This window comes from Oceanibaculum nanhaiense, from assembly GCF_002148795.1.
Classification (GTDB): Bacteria; Pseudomonadota; Alphaproteobacteria; order Oceanibaculales; family Oceanibaculaceae; genus Oceanibaculum; species Oceanibaculum nanhaiense.
In genome coordinates, this window is sequence record NZ_MPOB01000009.1 from 14,986 (window position 1) to 32,516 (window position 17,531).

The 17,531-nt window shown below is 64.2% G+C and carries 17 protein-coding genes; 11 read left to right on the plus strand and 6 right to left on the minus strand.

All coding sequences use genetic code 11. The features are described 5' to 3' along the window. The first annotated feature begins 17 nt into the window (after nt 1–17). The 8 genes from BKM74_RS14780 (at nt 18) to BKM74_RS14815 (ending at nt 9,458) form a co-directional block, all read left to right on the plus strand. On the plus strand, nt 18–2,405 hold the full coding sequence (locus BKM74_RS14780; protein ID WP_176342552.1) for a sensor histidine kinase NtrY-like: 2,388 nt from the start codon (nt 18–20) through the stop codon (nt 2,403–2,405). Continuing rightward, nucleotides 2,395–3,798, plus strand: a complete 1,404-nt coding sequence (gene ntrX, locus BKM74_RS14785; RefSeq protein WP_086466488.1) for a nitrogen assimilation response regulator NtrX — start codon at nt 2,395–2,397, stop codon at nt 3,796–3,798. Before BKM74_RS14780 ends, ntrX begins: the two co-directional genes overlap by 11 nt. Before the next feature lie 46 nt (nt 3,799–3,844). Continuing rightward, entirely contained in the window at nt 3,845–5,221 is a 1,377-nt protein-coding gene (gene trkA, locus BKM74_RS14790) for a Trk system potassium transporter TrkA (protein WP_086466489.1), read from the plus strand. Nucleotides 5,222–5,267: 46 nt separating this feature from the next. Further along, nucleotides 5,268–6,134: a D-amino-acid transaminase gene (locus BKM74_RS14795; protein ID WP_086466490.1), complete on the plus strand. Its 867-nt coding sequence runs from the start codon at nt 5,268–5,270 to the stop codon at nt 6,132–6,134. After that, nucleotides 6,131–6,808 (plus strand): HAD family hydrolase, encoded by a 678-nt coding sequence (locus BKM74_RS14800; protein WP_086466491.1) that lies wholly within the window; start codon nt 6,131–6,133, stop codon nt 6,806–6,808. The genes BKM74_RS14795 and BKM74_RS14800 overlap by 4 nt, the downstream gene beginning before the upstream one ends. 161 nt (nt 6,809–6,969) lie before the next feature. After that, the gene (gene hfq, locus BKM74_RS14805; RefSeq protein ID WP_086466492.1) at nt 6,970–7,224 is read left to right on the plus strand and encodes an RNA chaperone Hfq; all 255 of its coding nucleotides are present in this window, start codon (nt 6,970–6,972) and stop codon (nt 7,222–7,224) included. Nucleotides 7,225–7,328: 104 nt separating this feature from the next. Further along, nucleotides 7,329–8,612, plus strand: a complete 1,284-nt coding sequence (hflX, locus tag BKM74_RS14810) for a GTPase HflX (protein ID WP_407668709.1) — start codon at nt 7,329–7,331, stop codon at nt 8,610–8,612. Nucleotides 8,613–8,630: 18 nt separating this feature from the next. Then, a complete protein-coding gene (locus tag BKM74_RS14815) occupies nt 8,631–9,458 on the plus strand; it encodes an inositol monophosphatase family protein (RefSeq protein ID WP_086466493.1) in 828 nt (275 codons plus the stop codon). Between the two features lie 11 nt (nt 9,459–9,469). Here BKM74_RS14815 and BKM74_RS14820 read toward each other — a convergent pair whose 3' ends face one another. Beyond that, complete coding sequence (locus BKM74_RS14820; protein WP_086466494.1) at nt 9,470–9,886, minus strand: hypothetical protein; 417 nt, start codon at nt 9,884–9,886, stop codon at nt 9,470–9,472. A gap of 53 nt (nt 9,887–9,939) precedes the next feature. Continuing rightward, nucleotides 9,940–10,584, minus strand: coding sequence for a DsbA family oxidoreductase (locus BKM74_RS14825; RefSeq protein WP_086466495.1), 645 nt, complete (start codon nt 10,582–10,584; stop codon nt 9,940–9,942). A gap of 146 nt (nt 10,585–10,730) precedes the next feature. On the opposite strand from BKM74_RS14825, the gene BKM74_RS14830 reads away from it, so the two are divergent. The 3 genes from BKM74_RS14830 (at nt 10,731) to BKM74_RS19105 (ending at nt 13,002) form a co-directional block, all read left to right on the plus strand. Beyond that, nucleotides 10,731–12,383: an acyl-CoA synthetase gene (locus BKM74_RS14830; protein ID WP_086466496.1), complete on the plus strand. Its 1,653-nt coding sequence runs from the start codon at nt 10,731–10,733 to the stop codon at nt 12,381–12,383. A gap of 61 nt (nt 12,384–12,444) precedes the next feature. Then, the gene (locus BKM74_RS14835; RefSeq protein ID WP_086466497.1) at nt 12,445–12,768 is read left to right on the plus strand and encodes an NIPSNAP family protein; all 324 of its coding nucleotides are present in this window, start codon (nt 12,445–12,447) and stop codon (nt 12,766–12,768) included. 105 nt (nt 12,769–12,873) lie between these two features. Then, nucleotides 12,874–13,002: a hypothetical protein gene (locus BKM74_RS19105; protein WP_272943347.1), complete on the plus strand. Its 129-nt coding sequence runs from the start codon at nt 12,874–12,876 to the stop codon at nt 13,000–13,002. A gap of 7 nt (nt 13,003–13,009) precedes the next feature. Here the strand turns inward: BKM74_RS19105 and BKM74_RS14840 are convergent, their stop codons facing one another. From BKM74_RS14840 to BKM74_RS14855, 4 genes are all read right to left on the minus strand, one after another. Further along, nucleotides 13,010–13,591 carry a hypothetical protein gene (locus tag BKM74_RS14840; RefSeq protein WP_086466498.1) on the minus strand — a complete coding sequence of 194 codons (582 nt, stop codon included), beginning with the start codon at nt 13,589–13,591 and terminating at the stop codon, nt 13,010–13,012. Further along, nucleotides 13,584–14,114: a hypothetical protein gene (locus tag BKM74_RS14845; protein ID WP_086466499.1), complete on the minus strand. Its 531-nt coding sequence runs from the start codon at nt 14,112–14,114 to the stop codon at nt 13,584–13,586. Before BKM74_RS14845 ends, BKM74_RS14840 begins: the two co-directional genes overlap by 8 nt. A gap of 185 nt (nt 14,115–14,299) precedes the next feature. Further along, entirely contained in the window at nt 14,300–15,097 is a 798-nt protein-coding gene (locus tag BKM74_RS14850; RefSeq protein WP_086466500.1) for an FAD binding domain-containing protein, read from the minus strand. Between the two features lie 25 nt (nt 15,098–15,122). Beyond that, on the minus strand, nt 15,123–17,504 hold the full coding sequence (locus BKM74_RS14855; protein WP_086466501.1) for a xanthine dehydrogenase family protein molybdopterin-binding subunit: 2,382 nt from the start codon (nt 17,502–17,504) through the stop codon (nt 15,123–15,125). Between the last annotated feature and the right edge of the window lie 27 nt (nt 17,505–17,531).

The window sequence follows — 17,531 nt, forward strand, 5'->3', positions numbered from 1 at the left end:
TGGCCGATGGTAATGCTATGAGCGACGACGCCTTGGAACAGGCGCGGCGCGAGGACGGCGCGAGAAAAGACGGAACAGGCTCGGCAGGCATGACGCATTTCTGGCGTCATCTCGGGCACTGGGCGGAGCGCGTGCGGCTTGGCCGCAAGGTGGCGCTGCTGTTGATCGTCGCCGCCCTGGTGTCGGGCGTGGTGACCTATGCCGCGCTGACGGATTCCGGACCGGTCGGTCCCGATCCGAACACCATCTTCGTGCTGATGAATGTCAATCTGCTGCTGTTGCTGCTGGTTGGCATGGTGGTGTCCTACCGGCTCGTGCAGCTCTGGCTGGAACGGCGGCGTGGCCTCGCCGGTTCCAAGCTGCATCTGAAGCTGGTGACGCTGTTCGCCCTGGTTGCTGTGATTCCGGCGATCATCGTCGCGGTGTTTTCCGCCCTGTTCCTGAATTTCGGCGTTCAGTCCTGGTTCGACGAGCGGGTGCGCACGGCAGTCAACGAATCGCGCGAGGTGGCGAAGGCCTATCTGGCGGAGCATCAGAAGACGATCCGTGCCGACGTGCTGGCGATGGCTGCGGATCTGAACCGCGAGGCGCTGAATCTGTCCGCCAATCCCCGGCGTCTCACTGCTTTCATCAGCGCGCAGGCGCAAGTGCGGGCGCTGGCCGAGGCGGTGGTGTTCGACAGCACCGGCTATATCCTGGCGCAATCGGCGCTCAGTTTCGCGATGCATTTCGAGACCGTGCCGGAAGCCTCGCTGCGTGAGGCGGAAACCGGCGTTGTCGTGCTGATGGAGAATGATGCCGACGACCGGGTGCGCGCTCTGGTCCGGCTCGACGGGTTCGCCGATGCCTACCTCTATGTCGGGCGGTTCGTTGACAGCAAGGTTCTGGCCCATATGGACCAGACAGAGGCGGCGGTCGAGGAATATCAGCGCCTGCAGGGCCGGCAATCCAGCCTGCAGATCACCTTCGTGATGATTTTTGTCGTGGTGGCGCTGCTCATGCTGCTGGCTGCCGTCTGGGTTGGGCTGAACGTGGCGGCGGAGCTGTGGCGGCCGGTGCGCAACCTGATCGGCGCGGCGGAACGGGTGCGCGCCGGCGACCTGACCGCCCGGGTGGCGGACGAAGACAGTACCGACGAGCTGGGCGTGCTCAGCCGGGCCTTCAACCGGATGACAAGCCAGCTTGAGGAGCAGCGGCAGGAGCTGATCGACGCCAACCGGCAGCTCGATACGCGCCGCCGCTTTACCGAGACGGTGCTGGCCGGTGTTTCGGCCGGCGTCATCGGCCTCGATGCAGAGGGACGGATCAACCTGCCCAACCGATCCGCCTCTTTGCTGCTGGATCAGCCGCTGGAACGGGCAATTGGCCTGCCGATTGGCGATGTTGTGCCGGAGATGGCGGAATTGCTGGCCGTGGCGCAGGCGCGCCCGGACCGCGATCAGGAACGCGAGGTCATCCTGCAGGGCGAGGCGGGGCAACGCACGCTGTTGGTGCGGATCACGGCGGAGCGTGGCGACAGCAATGCCGAGCAGGAGCGCGCGCTGGGCTTCATCCTTACCTTCGACGATATCACCCAATTGATGACGGCACAGCGCAAGGCCGCCTGGGCCGATGTGGCGCGCCGCATCGCGCACGAAATCAAGAATCCCCTTACCCCGATCCAGCTTTCCGCCGAGCGGCTGAAGCGCAAATATCTGGGTGAAATCGTCTCCGACAAGGAAAGCTTCGTCGCCTGCACCGAGACGATCATCCGTCATGTCGGGGATATCGGCCGCATGGTCGATGAATTCTCCGCCTTCGCGCGGATGCCGGCTCCGGTGCTGCGCAACGAAGCTCTCGACGCGCTGTGCCGCGAGACCCTGATGCTGTATCGCAGTGCCCACCAGGATATCCGCTTTGTGGCCTCCCTGCCGGACGAGCCGGCTACCGTATGGTGCGACCATCGCCAGGTCCGGCAGGCGCTGACCAATCTGGTGCAGAACGCCATCGAATCGATTGAGGCAAGGCGGGAAACCGATCTCCGGCCCGGTATTGTCCGGCTGGCAGTGCTGCACAGGCAGGGCCAGGTTGAGCTGCATGTCGAGGACAATGGCAAGGGATTGCCCAAGGATGTCCGGCATCGCCTGACCGAACCCTATGTGACGACGCGCGAGAAGGGCACGGGGTTGGGGCTCGCCATCGTCAAGAAGATCATGGAGGATCATGGTGGCGACCTGGTGATCGAGGATCGCCGGCGCAGCGGTGCACGTGTCCGGTTGATTTTCCCGGGGCGGGATGTAATCTCCGGCCACAATGGTAAATCCAGCACCGAGGCAGAGACTGCCCGTTCGCCCGATTCCGGCCAGGGTTCAGGCCCAGGCTCTGGCGACGACACCCCTGAGTTAGCGGTTATTCATGGCGCATGACATCCTGATCGTCGATGACGAGGCGGATATTCGGCAGCTTATCTCCGATATTCTGGAAGATGAGGGCTATCGCACGCGGATGGCGGCGAACTCTGACGAGGCGTTCGAGGTTATCGCGACCCGCCTGCCGCATCTCGTGATCCAGGATATCTGGCTGCAGGGCAGCCGGCTGGACGGGCTGCAGATTCTCGACCGCGTGAAGCACGATCATCCGAACCTGCCGGTGGTGATGATCAGCGGCCATGGCACCATCGAGATGGCGGTCAGTTCGATTCAGCGCGGTGCCTACGATTTCGTCGAAAAACCGTTCAAGACCGACCGCCTGCTGCTGCTGGTCAAGCGCGCCATCGAGGATGCCAGCCTGCGCAAGGAGAATGCGGAACTCCGGCTGCGCGGCGGCCCGGAGATGGAGCTGACGGGTACCTCGCCTGCCGTTCTGAATCTGCGCCAGTCGATCGAGAAAGTGGCGCCGACCGGCAGCCGGGTACTGATTACCGGCCCGGCCGGGTCGGGCAAGGAAGTGGTGGCGCGGATGGTCCATGCGCGCTCCCGGCGCAACAATGGTCCTTTCGTGGTGCTGAATTGCGCCACCATGCATCCCGACCGGCTGGAACTGGAGCTGTTCGGCAGCGAAAGCGAGCAGGAAGGCAATGGCGGGCGGAAGATCGGCACTTTCGAGCAGGCCCATGGCGGCACGCTGCTGCTCGACGAGGTGGCCGACATGCCGCTGGAGACTCAAGGCAAGATCGTCCGCGTGCTGCAGGATCAGACCTTCGAGCGTCTGGGCGGCCGCCGCCGCGTCGAGGTGGATGTCCGTGTCATCGCTTCCACCAACCGCGATCTTGAGCAGGAGATGCAAGAAGGCCGGTTCCGGCAGGATCTCTATTACCGGCTGAATGTTGTGCCGCTGCGCGTCCCGTCCCTGCGCGACCGCCGGGATGATGTGCCGACCCTGATCGCCTATTTCCTGGCTCGTGCGGCGGAACAGGCCGGTCTGCCGGTGCGCCAGATCAGCGAGGATGTGATCGCGGCGCTGCAGGTCTATGAATGGCCGGGCAATGTGCGCCAGCTGCGCAATCTGGCGGAATGGATGCTCATCATGGCGCCCGGCGACGCGCGCGAGCCGATCCGGATCGAGAATCTGCCGCCCGAGATCAGCGCCACCGCACCGGCGGTGACACGGCTGGACAAGGGCAGCGAGATCATGAATCTGGCGCTGCGCGAGGCGCGTGAGCTGTTCGAGCGCGAATATCTGATGGCGCAGGTGAACCGGTTCGGCGGGAATATCTCGAAAACCGCGGCCTTCGTCGGTATGGAACGGTCCGCGCTGCACCGGAAGCTGAAGTCACTGGGCGTACCGGCCACGGAACGGGCGCCCAAGCTGGTTTCCTGATGTCCGGCACCTGCCGGAGACCAGGCCGAAAGGATAGGCAACAGCCATGAACGTGATTATCTGCGGCGCGGGGCAGGTTGGCTCCAGCATCGCCCGCTATCTGTCCTCCGAGGGCAATGACGTTACCGTCATCGACCAGTCGCCGGACCTGATCCGCAAGATCAACGACACGCTCGACGTGCGCGCCTTCGTTGGCCACGCCTCGCATCCCAGCACGCTGGAGATGGCGGGTGCCAAGGAGGCCGACATGCTGATCGCGGTCACCTATGCGGACGAGGTGAACATGGTCGCCTGCCAGGTCGGCCATTCCCTGTTCCAGGTGCCGACCAAGATCGCCCGCATACGCAGCCAGAATTATCTGCAGCCGGAATGGGCGGATCTGTTCAGCCGCGAGAACATGCCGATCGACGTCATCATCTCGCCGGAGGTGGAGGTCGCGCGCCATATCGGCCAGCAGCTTCAGGTGCCCGGCGCCTTCGACATGCTGGCGATGGCTGATGGCAAGGTGCGGGTTGTCGGCGTCCGCTGCGGTGACGACTGCCCTGTGCTGAACACGCCGATGCGCCAGCTCGCCAGCCTGTTCCCGGATCTGAACATGGTGGTCGTTGCGATCATCCGGAACGACAAGGTGATCGTACCGTCCAGCGAAGACCAGATGCTGGCCGATGATGAGGTCTATTTCGTCTGCGATACCGGGCATCTGGCCCGGGCCATGGCCGCCTTTGGCCATCAGGAACCGGAAGCGCGCCGCATCATCATCGTCGGTGCCGGCAATATCGGCCTGACCCTGGCCCAGAATATCGAGGAAAATCAGGCTGGCGTCAGCGTGAAGCTGATCGAGGTGTCGCCCGAACGTGCCAAGCGGGCGGCTGGCCAGCTCGCCAAGACGATGGTGCTGGCGGGCAGCGCGCTGGACCCGGAAATCCTCGAAGAGGCGAATATCCGCAGCACGGAGACCTTCGTCGCGGTCTCCAACGATGACGAGGTGAACATCATCAGCGCGCTGCTGGCCAAACGCTATGGCTGCGAGCGCGCGGTGACCCTGATCAACAATCAGCCCTACGGCCCGCTGGTCACGGCGCTGGGGGTGGATGCGGTGGTCAATCCGCGCTCCATCACGGTCTCGACCATCCTGCAGCATATCCGCCGCGGCCGTATCCGGGCCGTCCACTCGCTGCGCGAGGGGGTGGGCGAAGTGATCGAGGCGGAGGCGCTGGAAACCTCCACCATGGTCGGGGTGCCGCTGCGCGAGGCGAAGCTGCCGAACGGTGTCATTGTCGGCGCCATCCTGCGCGAAGACGAGCTGGTCGTGCCGCGCGGCGACACCAGGATACAGGCCAAGGACAGGATCATCCTTTTTGCTGCCAGCAATGCGGTAAAGAAGGTGGAGAAGCTGTTCTCGGTTCGGCTAGAGTATTTCTGAGGCGGTTGACGCCTTCCCGTTCCCGTTGCGTCTCTCGAGGTTGCGCATGTCCCGTATCGCTTACGTCAATGGCCGCTATGTCCCGCATGGCGAGGCCGCCGTCCATATCGAGGATCGCGGCTATCAGTTCGCCGATGGTGTCTATGAGGTGGTCACCGTGGTGAAGGGGCGGCTGGTGGACGAAGATCCGCACCTCGACCGGCTGTGGCGCTCGCTCGGTGAGCTGCGCATCGATGTGCCGATGTCGCGCGCCTCGATGAAGGCGGTGACGCGGGAGATCATCCACCGCAACCGTCTGAAGACCGGCCTGGTCTATATGCAGGTGACGCGCGGTGTTGCCCGGCGCGACCATCCGTTTCCGAAGCCGGGCACGCCGCCGGCCATGGTCATGACGGTGAAGCATATGCGGCTGCCGGGCCGGGCGAAGATCGAGGAAGGCGTGAAGGTCATCTCGATCAAGGATATCCGCTGGGAACGCTGCGATATCAAGACGGTAGGGCTGTTGCCGAATATCCTCGGCAAGCAGCAGGCGCGCGAGGCCGGGGCCACCGAGGCCTGGCAGGTCGATGAGGACGGCATGGTGACCGAGGGCACCTCGACCAATGCCTGGATCATCACCAAGGATGGCGAGTTGGTCACAAGGCCGGCCACCAACGATATCCTGAACGGCATCACCCGGTTGCGCATCCTGAAGATCGCCGACGAGCATGGCGTGAAGTTCGTCGAGCGGGCGTTCAGCCTGGAAGAAGCGCTGCAGGCGCGCGAGGCCTTTATTTCCAGCGCCACCAGCTTCGTTACGCCGGTGACGCAGATCAATGACACGGTCATCGGCAATGGCCGCGCCGGCACGGTGTCGCTCGGCCTGCGCGACTGGTACGACGAATTCATGGCGGGCCTGAAGGAGAGCGCGTGAGCGCCTTGGCGGTAAACGAATTTCCGGCGCGCCCGCGTGCCGTCCTTTTCGACTGGGATCATACGCTGGTCGATAACTGGGATGCGATCCGCGCGGCGCTGAATTTCACGCTGGTCAGCTTCGGCCAGCAGGAATGGAGCGTCGAGGAGACGCGCGCCCGCGTGAAAGCCTCGCTGCGCGACAGTTTTCCGGTGCTGTTCGGCGAGCGCTGGGAGGATGCGCGCACGGTCTTTCTCGACCATTTCGCCGCCAATCATCTGGAAGTCCTGAAACCGCTGCCGGGGGCCGCCGATTTATTGGAGCATCTGGCCGGGCAGGGCATCTATATGGGCATCGTCTCCAACAAGCGCGGTCCGGTCTTGCGGCTGGAAGTGACGCATCTTGGCTGGGACCGTTATTTCGGGCGGATCATCGGTGCGGAGGATGCGCCGGAGGACAAGCCATCGCCGATACCGGTGTCGATGGCGCTGGAAGGCAGCGGTATCGTGCCAGGCGCCGATGTCTGGTTCGTCGGGGATACGTCGATTGACATGGAATGCGCGCACAATGCCCGCTGCATGCCGGTCCTGGTCCGCGATCCGGTGCCCGATGACCCGGCGCTGACGGCCTTTCCGCCGTCCTGGCTGGCGCCGCATTGCGGGCAGCTGATAGATTGGCTGCGGAACAGCGCCTAAGGATGACGGACCGGCTTTGCCGGCGGTGGCCTTGCGTCCCCATTGAATCCATTGAGTTGCACCCCAATTTCATTTATCGGTAGTTATTTCGCAGATGCGAAAAGACCGGGGCGACAAGAGCCTCAACCGGGCTCCAACAAATTAACAGACGGAAAGCAAAAATGTCTGATAAGAATCAAAATGTTCAGGACGTATTCCTCAACAACATCCGCAAGCATAAAACGCCGGTCACGATCTTCCTGATCAATGGCGTGAAGCTGCAGGGGATCGTAACCTGGTTCGATAATTTCTCGGTTCTGCTGCGCCGTGATGCGCATTCGCAGCTTGTCTACAAGCATGCGATTTCGACGATCATGCCGGCCCAGCCGATCCAGCTGTTCGACGGGGCGAAGGAAGGCACTGAAACTGACGATTAATGCCACAGGCGCGGGCCAACGGAATGGGTGACGCGTCAAAGGGGACGCCCCACCAGGGGGCACCCGAGGGTATTGCGACGCACGCATCCTCGACTCGTGCGTTGATCCTTCATCTCGACCTGCTGTCCGCCTCTGACAAGGGCGGCGGCGGGGCTGTTCGTGCGCCCGAAGCACGGCTGGAAGAGGCGCGCGGTCTTGCGCTCGCCATCGATCTCGACATCGTCCATGCGGAGGTCGTGCGGGTTTCCCGTGCGACGCCGGCAACGCTGATGGGCAGCGGCCAGGTCGAACGCTTCGCCGATGTCATCGACGCGATGGAAATCGAGGTGGCGGTGATCGATACCGCCCTGTCGCCGGTGCAGCAGCGTAATCTGGAACGCTCCCTGAAATGCAAGGTGATCGACCGCACCGCGCTGATCCTGGAGATTTTCGGTGCCCGCGCGCGCACTCATGAAGGAAGGCTGCAGGTCGAACTGGCGGCGCTGACCTACCAGCGCAGCCGTCTGGTGCGGTCCTGGACCCATCTGGAGCGGCAGCGCGGCGGCGCCGGCTTCATGGGCGGCCCGGGTGAAAGCCAGATCGAGCTGGATCGTCGCATCATCGACGACAAGATCGTGAAGCTGAAGCGCCAGCTGGAAGAGGTGAAGCGCACCCGCGAGCTGCATCGCAGCGCGCGGCGCAAGGTGCCGTACCCCATCGTCGCGCTGGTCGGCTACACCAACGCCGGCAAGTCCACCCTGTTCAACCGGCTGACGCGGTCCGCCGTTTTCGCCAAGGATTTGCTGTTCGCGACGCTGGACCCGACCATGCGGCGGCTCTCCCTGCCATCCGGCCGGCAGATCATCCTGTCGGACACGGTGGGGTTCATCTCCGACCTGCCGACGCAGCTTGTCGCGGCCTTCCGCGCCACGCTGGAGGAGGTTCTGGAGGCCGATATCATCCTGCATGTCCGTGATGTCGCCCACCCCGACAGCGCGGCGCAGCGCGCCGATGTCGAGGCAGTGCTGGCCGATCTCGGCATCGCGCCGGACCAGATCGCGACGCCGATGCTTGAGGTGTTGAACAAGGTCGATCTGCTGCCGGAAGAGGAGCGCGGGCAGGTGCTCAATCTCGCCGCCCGCGATCCGGACAAGGTCGCCGTATCCGCCCTGGAAGGCTCTGGCGTGGATGATCTGCTCACCGTGCTCGACCAGCGGCTGAACGCCCGGCGGGAACTGTTGCGCGTCGATGTCGATCTGACGGACGGCGCCACGCTGGCCTGGCTGTATCAGCATGGCGAGGTGCTGGAGCGCGAGGATGATGAAGAACATTCGCATCTGCTGGTCGGCCTCGATCCGGCCGACCGGGCGCGTTTCGAGCGCCGTCAGGCCGGCCTGACCCTTTCCTGATACTTCTCGGACTTCGGCATGAATCTCGATCCTGACCGCGTTTCGGCCCTGCTGCGCGAGACAGCAGAGCTAAAAATCCTGCCGCGCTTCCGCGCACTTGGCGAAGGCGACACACATGAGAAGGGACCAGGCGATCTGGTCACCATCGCCGATCTGGAGTCCGAAAAACATCTGACGCCGGCGCTGAAGCGTCTGCTCCCCGGTTCCGAGGTGGTGGGCGAGGAGGCGGCCTCCGCCAACGCGGCTGTGCTCGACCTTCTGCACGGGGACAGCCCGGTCTGGATCATCGACCCGGTGGATGGCACCGCCAATTTCGCCGACGGATCGGAGATGTTCGCCGTCATCGTGGCGCTGGTGCAGGGCGGCGAGGTGCTGGCCGGCTGGATTTACGATCCGATCCGCGATCGCATGGCGGTGGCCGAGGCGGGCGAGGGGGCGTATCTGGACGACAAGCGGATGCGGGTGTCGAATCCTGTGGCGCTGTCGGAGATGCTGGGGACGCTCAGCCTGAAATTCGTCCCCACCGGGGAGCGGCCGGTGCTGCGGGCCCGCGCCCAGGAACTGCGCCGGTTCTTTTCACTGGGCTGCGCCGGCCAGGAATATCTGCAGCTGGCGGAGGGGCGGACGCATTTTTCCGTCTATCGCCGGATTATGCCCTGGGACCATGCGGCTGGCTGGCTGATCCATAAGGAGGCCGGCGGCGTCGGCGCCTTCGCGGACGATACCCCCTACAATGCGACGATCCATCAGGGGCGCCTGATCATGGCGCCGGACGGCGAAAGCTGGCGCGCCCTGCGTGACCTGCTGTTCCCGACGCCGGCGGACCGGGTTGAATCTGTCAGTTGAACAGGCTGGCGTTACGCCTTCAGATCGATAATCTTTTTATTTCCCGGCGCGATGATTACCGGCTCTTGCCGGCGCAAGGGGGTTGAGGCCCGGACCGGCACGTCGATGGCCGGCGGCTCTGCAGGCAGTGATGGCTTTGCGGGCGAATCGGCTTCGGTTAGGCCCAGTTTCTCTAGGGTCAGGCTGTCATCGGCACTGTCCGGCAACAGGGTGCCGAGATAATCCAGCGCGAAGCGGCGACGGTCCTTCTCCTGCTCGAACAGCACGGTGAGGGACAGCGCCTGAACCCGCCCGCCGCCATGGTCGCGCGCCATCATGAATCCGCCGAAGCGGATGCTCCACTTGCCTTTGCTGTGCGCCGACAGCCAGGTTTCAGCATAGTCGAGCGAACGGCGATGCGGAACCGGATAACGCAGTATGTAGCGCATGGCCGGCGGTCCTTTCCGGGCCGCCCTCAGGCGGCGGGATACATAAGCCGCCCTCAGGCGGCGGGGCTGCCTTCTTCCTGCAAGGCGAGATCGAACATCGGAAACAGCGCCTCGGGTTCCTGCGCGCCGGACAGGCCATATTTGCCGTTCAGCACGAAGCAGGGCACGCCATTGATCCCGATCCGGTTGGCGGTCGTGCATTCGGCCTCGACCTCGGCCTTATGCTCGATCCCGTCGAGGAAAGTCTCCAGCTCGGCGGCGGGCAGGCCTTGCGTCGTGCCGATCTCCGCCAGCACTTGCCGGTCGCCGATATCGCGGCCTTCCAGGAAATAGGCCTGGAACAGCGCCTCTGTCACCGGTTCCTGCAGTTTTTTGTCATAGGCAAAGCGGATCATCCGGTGCGCATCCACCGTGTTGGGGGTGCGCTTGATCTGCTCGAAATCGAACGGAATGTTCTCGCTGCTGCCGACCCGGCGGATGGTGTCGTAGATCTGCCGGGCGCGCATCTCGCTGCCGAACTTGGCTTCGACATAGGCCTGGCGGTCCATGCCTTCCTTCGGCATGCCGGGGTTCAGCTGGAAGGCGCGCCAGCGGATTTCGAGGGCAGGCATCGGCCGCAGCTTCAGCGCGCGCTCCAGTCGGCGCTTGCCGATATAACACCAGGGGCAGATCACGTCGGAGAAAATATCGAGGCGCATGACAGTTCCTTTCCCGCCCATTTTGCTGCTCATCTTGCCGCGTAGCCGGCATGCCGCTTGACGGGCGTCAGCAGGGATTCGAGCATGAGGCACAACAAACGGCAACCCGTCAATCGGGGGGCCTAATCACAAGAACGGGAGGAACCGTGTCCAACGCTGCATTGCCGGGCGCCTATGCGCGCGATCTGGACAGAGGGGCGGCCAATCATGTCGCCTTGAGTCCGCTGTCGTTTCTGGAACGCTCGGCGCTTGTCTATCCTGACAAGATTGCCGTCATCCATGGGAGCCGGCGGTACAGTTACCGCGATTTGCGGGCGCGTTGCGGCCGGCTGGCGGCGGCGCTGGCGGCGCGCGGCATCGGGGCGGGCGATACGGTCTCCATCCTGGCGCCAAATACGCCGCCCCTGTTGGAGGCGCATTACGGTATCCCGATGCTGGGGGCGGTGCTGAACGCGATCAACACCCGGCTCGATGCCGATACCATCGCCTTCATCCTGCAGCACGGCGAATCAAAGGCGCTGATCGCTGACCGGGAATTCGCCGATATGGTGAGACCGGCGCTGGAAAAGCTTGGGCGGGACATCCTGCTGGTCGAGATCGACGATCTGGAAGCGGGCGGGGCGGGAAGCCCTTTGGGCGGTATCGACTATGAGGATTTCCTGGCGGAAGGGGATACGGGGCACGCCTGCGCGCCGCCTGCCGACGAATGGCATCCGATCGCGCTGAACTATACCTCCGGCACCACCGGCAATCCCAAGGGCGTGGTCTATTCCCATCGCGGCGCCTATCTGAACGCCATCGGGCAGGTGCTGGCCTTCGGGCTCGGGCCCCAGACCCGCTATCTCTGGACCCTGCCGATGTTCCATTGCAACGGCTGGACCTACACCTGGGCGGTGACGGCGGTGGGCGGCACCCATGTCTGCCTGCGGCGTGTCGATCCGGCGCTGATCTTCCCGGCGATCCGCGACCATACCGTCAGCCATATGTGCGGCGCGCCTATCGTGCTGAACATGATGATCCATGCGCCCGAGGAGCAGAAGCTCGCCTTCGATCATGTGGTGGAGGTGGCGACGGGCGGCGCTGCACCGCCCTCGGCGGTGATCGAGAAGATGGAGGCGATGGGCTTCCGCGTCACCCACCTCTATGGGCTGACCGAGACCTATGGCCCGTCCACGGTCTGCGCCTGGCAGGAGGAGTGGGCCGATCTGGAACTGGAGAAGCGGTCGGGCAAGATGGCGCGGCAGGGCGTGCATTATCCGACGCTGGAGGGCATGCGCGTCGTCGATCCGGAAACGCTGCAGGATGTGCCGGCCGACGGTCAGACCATCGGCGAGGTGCTGTTCCGCGGCAATACGGTGATGATGGGCTACCTGAAGAACCGGAAGGCCACGGACGAGGCCTTTGCCGGCGGCTGGTACCACAGTGGCGATCTCGCCGTGCTGCACCCCGACGGCTATATGGAGGTGAAGGACCGCGCCAAGGACATCATCATCTCCGGCGGCGAGAACATATCCTCGCTGGAGGTGGAGGAGGCGCTGTTCCGCCACCCCTCGATCATGGAGGCCGCGGTGGTGGCCCGGCCGGACGAGAAATGGGGCGAAAGCCCCTGCGCCTTTGTCACGCTGAAGCCCGGTGCCCCGGCGCTGAGCGAGGCAGAGGTGATCGACTGGTGCCGGCAGAAGCTGGCGCGCTTCAAGGTGCCGCGCACCGTGGTGTTCGGGCCGCTGCCGAAGACCTCGACCGGCAAGATTCAGAAATTCGTGCTGCGCCAGCAGGCCAGCAGCGTGGAGCCGGCTTGACCGGCGCGCCGTGGCGTGCCGAGATGTCTTATCCCTTTACCAATTCAGGAAAGACCAAAGGATGATCATCGATCACCGCACCTACGACATCAAGCCGGGTTGCCTGCCGAAATTCCTGCAGCTTTACGGCACCGAAGGCTTTCCGGTTCAGCTGAAGCATCTGGACCAGCCCTATGGCTATTTCACCGTCACCGACATCGGGCCGCTGAACCAGGTCATCCATATGTGGAAGTACGAGTCGTTGGCCGACCGTGAGGCGAAGCGGGGCGCGCTGCAGGCCGATCCGGCCTGGCAGGCCTATCTCGCCAAGAGTGCCGAAGCCGGCTATGTCGCGCGGCAGGAGAACAAGATCCTGAAGGCGGCGCCGTTCTTTGAGCTGAAATAATCTATATAAAACAGCCGACTATAAATGTTCATGTTTTGTTCTTGACGAAAGAACGGAACATGCGGCACTCTTCCCGCCAGAACCTATCTGGTGAGGGAGAGTGTCATGTCGGAACAGACTCTGAATGCGATGGACCGGGTGCTCAGCAGTGTTGCCGTTTTCGGCAGCTTCGCATTGCTGATGGTGGTCATGACCTATGGCTGGCTCACCGCTTTCCGCGTGATGGCCAGCTGACACTTCTTCAATGCAGGTTGGGCGAGGCCGGGTGGATGAAGGGCAGGATGTTGCCCGCGTCCGCCCGTCCTGACCCGGCGCGCGCCATCCCTATGATGTCAGCGCCCTTCGGTGGCAGGTGAATGCCGGCGCGCAGCAGGCAGTCGGCCAGCAGCAGGGCAGGAAGCTCGAACAGGCGGATGGCGGCCGGTTTCAGGATGCTGCCGGCCAGGCGGCCAAAGGAATCTTCCCGGTCGGCCTGGCGCCTGTCGCGGCGGCGCTGCTGGCACAGTGAGACGAGATCAAGCAGGCATGTCTCATCCTCTGTGACCTCGGGACAGCGCGGGCAGTTCACCGCGATCTGCCGGCAGGAGCCACCGGCCAGGATGCTCATCATGCCTTCCAGCGGGTCGATGGCGTCCAGCGCATAGGCAAGCGCAAACCCTTCCATCAGGATCTCGCGGGTTTGTGCGGGTGGCCAGCCCTGGCGCAGGGCGGCAACCCAGACGCGAATGCCCCAGAGGGTCAGTTTCCGGCCATTATCGAGCGCGGCGAAGGAATCTTCGCCGTCCGGCGGGTTGTTCCGGTGATTGTCACAGCCGCTATACATGGCAGGCTTGCCGGCTGAGCGGGAAATGCAGGCCGGCCTCGGCAAGCTCTGCTGCGAGATCGTGGCCCAGCCGTGCCGTCACAGCGGCGGCGGCAGGGCGCAGAAAAGACCGGCAGAGCAGGGCAGGGGCGAACTGCTCGCCCGCCTGACTGTAGCGCAGCAGATCGAGCAGCCGGGCCTCGTCGTCGCTGACCGGCCGGCTGCAGGCTGGCCATAAGCGGATCGGCCGGATCGCGCCATGCGCCAGCGACAGCATGAACAGTTCCAGCCGGCGCAGCGCCTGGGGCTGGTGCAGCCGGCGGAACGCCCCTTCCAGCGCATGGTCCACCGGCTGTCCACGCCGGCCATCGACCCAGAGCCGCATCGCCCAAAGGGCGAATTGTTCCGCGAAGGGAAGATCGAGACGGTCGCGCTGGCAATCGCGGATATCGACCGGCGCCAGGGACCGTTCGCGCGCATTGGGCCCGGTCGGGGCGGTAGCTGTCGCGGCGGCTGCGGTCTGTTCCGGTTCCACGCCTGTCATATCCCTGTCCCGTCCATTTATTAATGCAAGTGATAGTCATTCTTATTTATGGCAGGAATGAGGTCAAGCATGATGGCGGCCGGGGATTCGACAAAAGGCGAATCTCTTGTGCTAACTAACTATGATAAAAAGAAAAACGCCCTCCGCAAGGGAGGGCGTTTTACCATCAAACTGTTAGTCCGGGATCAGCTGGCGGCTTGTACCGCGCGTTTCGCCATCACGCCGATCAGGTGGGCGCGGTATTCCGGGCTGCCATGGATGTCGCCATTCAGCCCGTCGGCGGAAAGCTTGATGCCATCCAGCGCCGACGCCGAGAAATTGGCGGACAGGGCCGTCTCGAATTCGCTGACCCGGAATACGCCGCCTTCACCGGCACCGGTCACCGCCACCCGAACGCCATCGCCAGTCCTGGCGACGAACACGCCAACCAGCGCATAGCGGCTGGCGGGCTGGGCGAATTTCGCATAGGCCGCCTTCTCCGGGATCGGGAAGGAGACCTTCGTGACGATCTCGTCTTCTTCCAGCACGGTCGTGAACATGCCGTCGAAGAAATCCTCGGCTGCGAGCTGCCGCTTGCTGGTGTGCACCGTGGCGCCCAGCGCCATCAGCGCCGCCGGATAGTCGGCCGCCGGGTCATTGTTGGAGATCGAGCCGCCCAGCGTGCCGCGGTTGCGCACCTGCGGGTCGCCGATACCGTGCGCCAGGCTGGCCAGCGCCGGGATCTTCGCCTTCACATCGGCCGAGTCGGCGACGGCGGCATGCGGCGTCATCGCACCGATGACCACCGCATTGCCCTCGATCTTGATGCCCTTCAGCTCGGCGATGCCGGACAGGTCGATCAGTTTGCCGGGCTGCGCCAGGCGCTGCTTCAGCGTCGGGATCAGGGTCTGCCCGCCGGCCATCAGCTTCACCTCATCGCCGGTGGAGAGCGCCTTCAGCGCCTCGTCGAGCGAGGAGGGGCGGGTATAGTCGAAATTGTACATGATGACGTCCTCGTCTAATGCAGGCTTACTCGGCGGCCAACGGTGGGCGGGCGGATTGGATCGCCTGCCACACCTTGTCGGGCGTGGCGGGCATGGAGATATCGGTGATGCCGAGCGGGGTGAGCGCGTCGATCACCGCATTGATAACGGCAGGCGGAGAGCCGATGGCGCCAACCTCGCCACACCCCTTCACCCCCAGCGGGTTATCGGGGGCCGGCACATTATGGGTGTCGAGTGTGAAGTTGGGCAGATTATCGGCGCGCGGCATGGTGTAGTCCATGTAGGAGCCGGTCAGCAACTGGCCCTGCTCGTCATAGACGCACTTCTCCAGCAGCGCCTGGCCGATGCCCTGGGCGAGTCCGCCATGCACCTGGCCCTCGACGATCATCGGGTTGATGACCCGGCCGAAATCGTCCACGGCGGTGAATTTCACCACCTCGGTAACACCGGTATCGGGATCGATCTCGACCTCGCACAGATGCGCCCCGCCGGGATAGGAGAAGTTCAGCGGGTCGAAGAAGGCGGTCTCCTCCAGCCCCGGCTCCAGCTCGGTGATCGGGTAGTTGTGCGGCACATAGGCAGCCAGCGAGATTTCGCCGAACGCTTTCTTGCGGTCGGTGCCGGCCACCTTGAACTCGCCATCCTCGAAGACGATGTCGGCCTCCGCCGCCTCCAGCAGATGGGCCGCAATCTTCCGGGCCTTGGTGATCACCTTGTCGAGCGCCTTGTCGATGGCCACGCCGCCGACTGCCAGCGAGCGCGAGCCATAGGTGCCCATGCCGAACGGAATTTTCGCCGTGTCGCCATGCACCACATCGACATTCTCGATGGGAATGCCCAGCTTCTCGGCGACCAGCTGTGCGAAGGTCGTCTCATGCCCCTGGCCATGGCTGTGCGTGCCGGTGAACACCGTCACGCTGCCGGTCGGATGCACGCGCACCTGCCCGCATTCGTAGAGGCCGGCGCGTGCGCCCAGCGACCCGACAACGGCAGAGGGGGCGATGCCGCAGGCCTCGACATAGGTGGAAAAGCCGATGCCGCGATATTTGCCGCGCGACGCGGCTTCCTTGCGGCGCGCTTCGAAGCCGGCATAGTCGGCCAGTTTCAGTGCCTTATCCAGGCAGCCGCCGGGGTCGCCGGAGTCGTACACGAGCGCGACCGGGGTCTGGTAGGGGAATTCCTCGCGCTTGATGAAGTTGCGCCGGCGCAGCTCCGCCTGGTCCAGCCCCATCTCGCGCGCCGCCTGGCTGACGATGCGCTCCAGCAGATAGGTCGCCTCCGGTCGCCCGGCGCCACGATAGGCGTCCACCGGCACGGTGTGGGTGAAGGCCGCCTTCACATTGGCGAAGATCTTCGGCGTGGTGTACACGCCGGCCAGCAGCGTGGCGTAGAGATAGGTTGGCACGCAGGGCGCGAAGGTGGAGAGATAGGCACCCATATTGGCGATGGTCTCGACCTTCAGGGCCAGGAACTTGCCATCCTTGTCCATCGCCAGATGCGCGGTCGTCGCATGGTCGCGGCCATGCGCATCGGTCATGAAGCTCTCCGAGCGCTCGGCGGTCCATTTGATCGGCCGGTGCACCTTGGCGGATGCCCAGGTGACGATGGCCTCCTCGGCATAATGGTAGATCTTCGAGCCGAAGCCGCCGCCGACATCCGGCGCCACGACGCGCAGCCGGTGCTCCGGTATCTGCAGAACGAAGGCGCCCATCAGCAGCCGGATGACATGCGGGTTCTGGCTGGTGGTATAGAGCGTGTAATCGCCAGTCGAGCGGTCATATTCGCCGACCGCCGCGCGCGGCTCCATCGCGTTCGGCACCAGCCGGTTGTTCACCAGCTCGATCTTCGTGACATGGTGCGCGGCCTTGAGGGCGGCATCCACCTCGGCCTCGTCGCCGATGATCCAGTCGTAGCAGAGATTGCCCGGCGCCTCGTCCCAGACCTGGGGCGCATTGGGGTCCAGCGCCTTCTTCGGGTTGGCGATGGCGCTCAGCGGTTCGTAATCGACCTCGATCAGCTCGGCGGCGTCCTTGGCCTGGGACCGGCTTTCGGCGATCACCACGGCGACCTGGTCGCCGACATGGCGTACCCGATCCACCACCAGCGGCGGATGGCCGGGTTCCTTCATCGGCTCGCCGTCGCGCGAATGGATCTGCCAGCCGCAGGGCAGGCCGCCGACATTGTCGGCCGCCATGTCCTTGCCGGTGAACACCGCGACGACGCCGGGGGCGGCTTCCGCCCGTGAGGTGTCGATCTTGCGGATTTTGGCATGCGCGTAGGGCGAACGCAGAATATAGGCGTGGGTCTGGCCGGGGCGGTTGATGTCGTCGGTGTAATTGCCCCGACCGGTCAGGAAACGCTGGTCCTCCTTGCGGCGGACCGAGGCACCGATGCCATTAGCAGACATGTTCTTCCTCCCTTTTGGCTGCCCGCA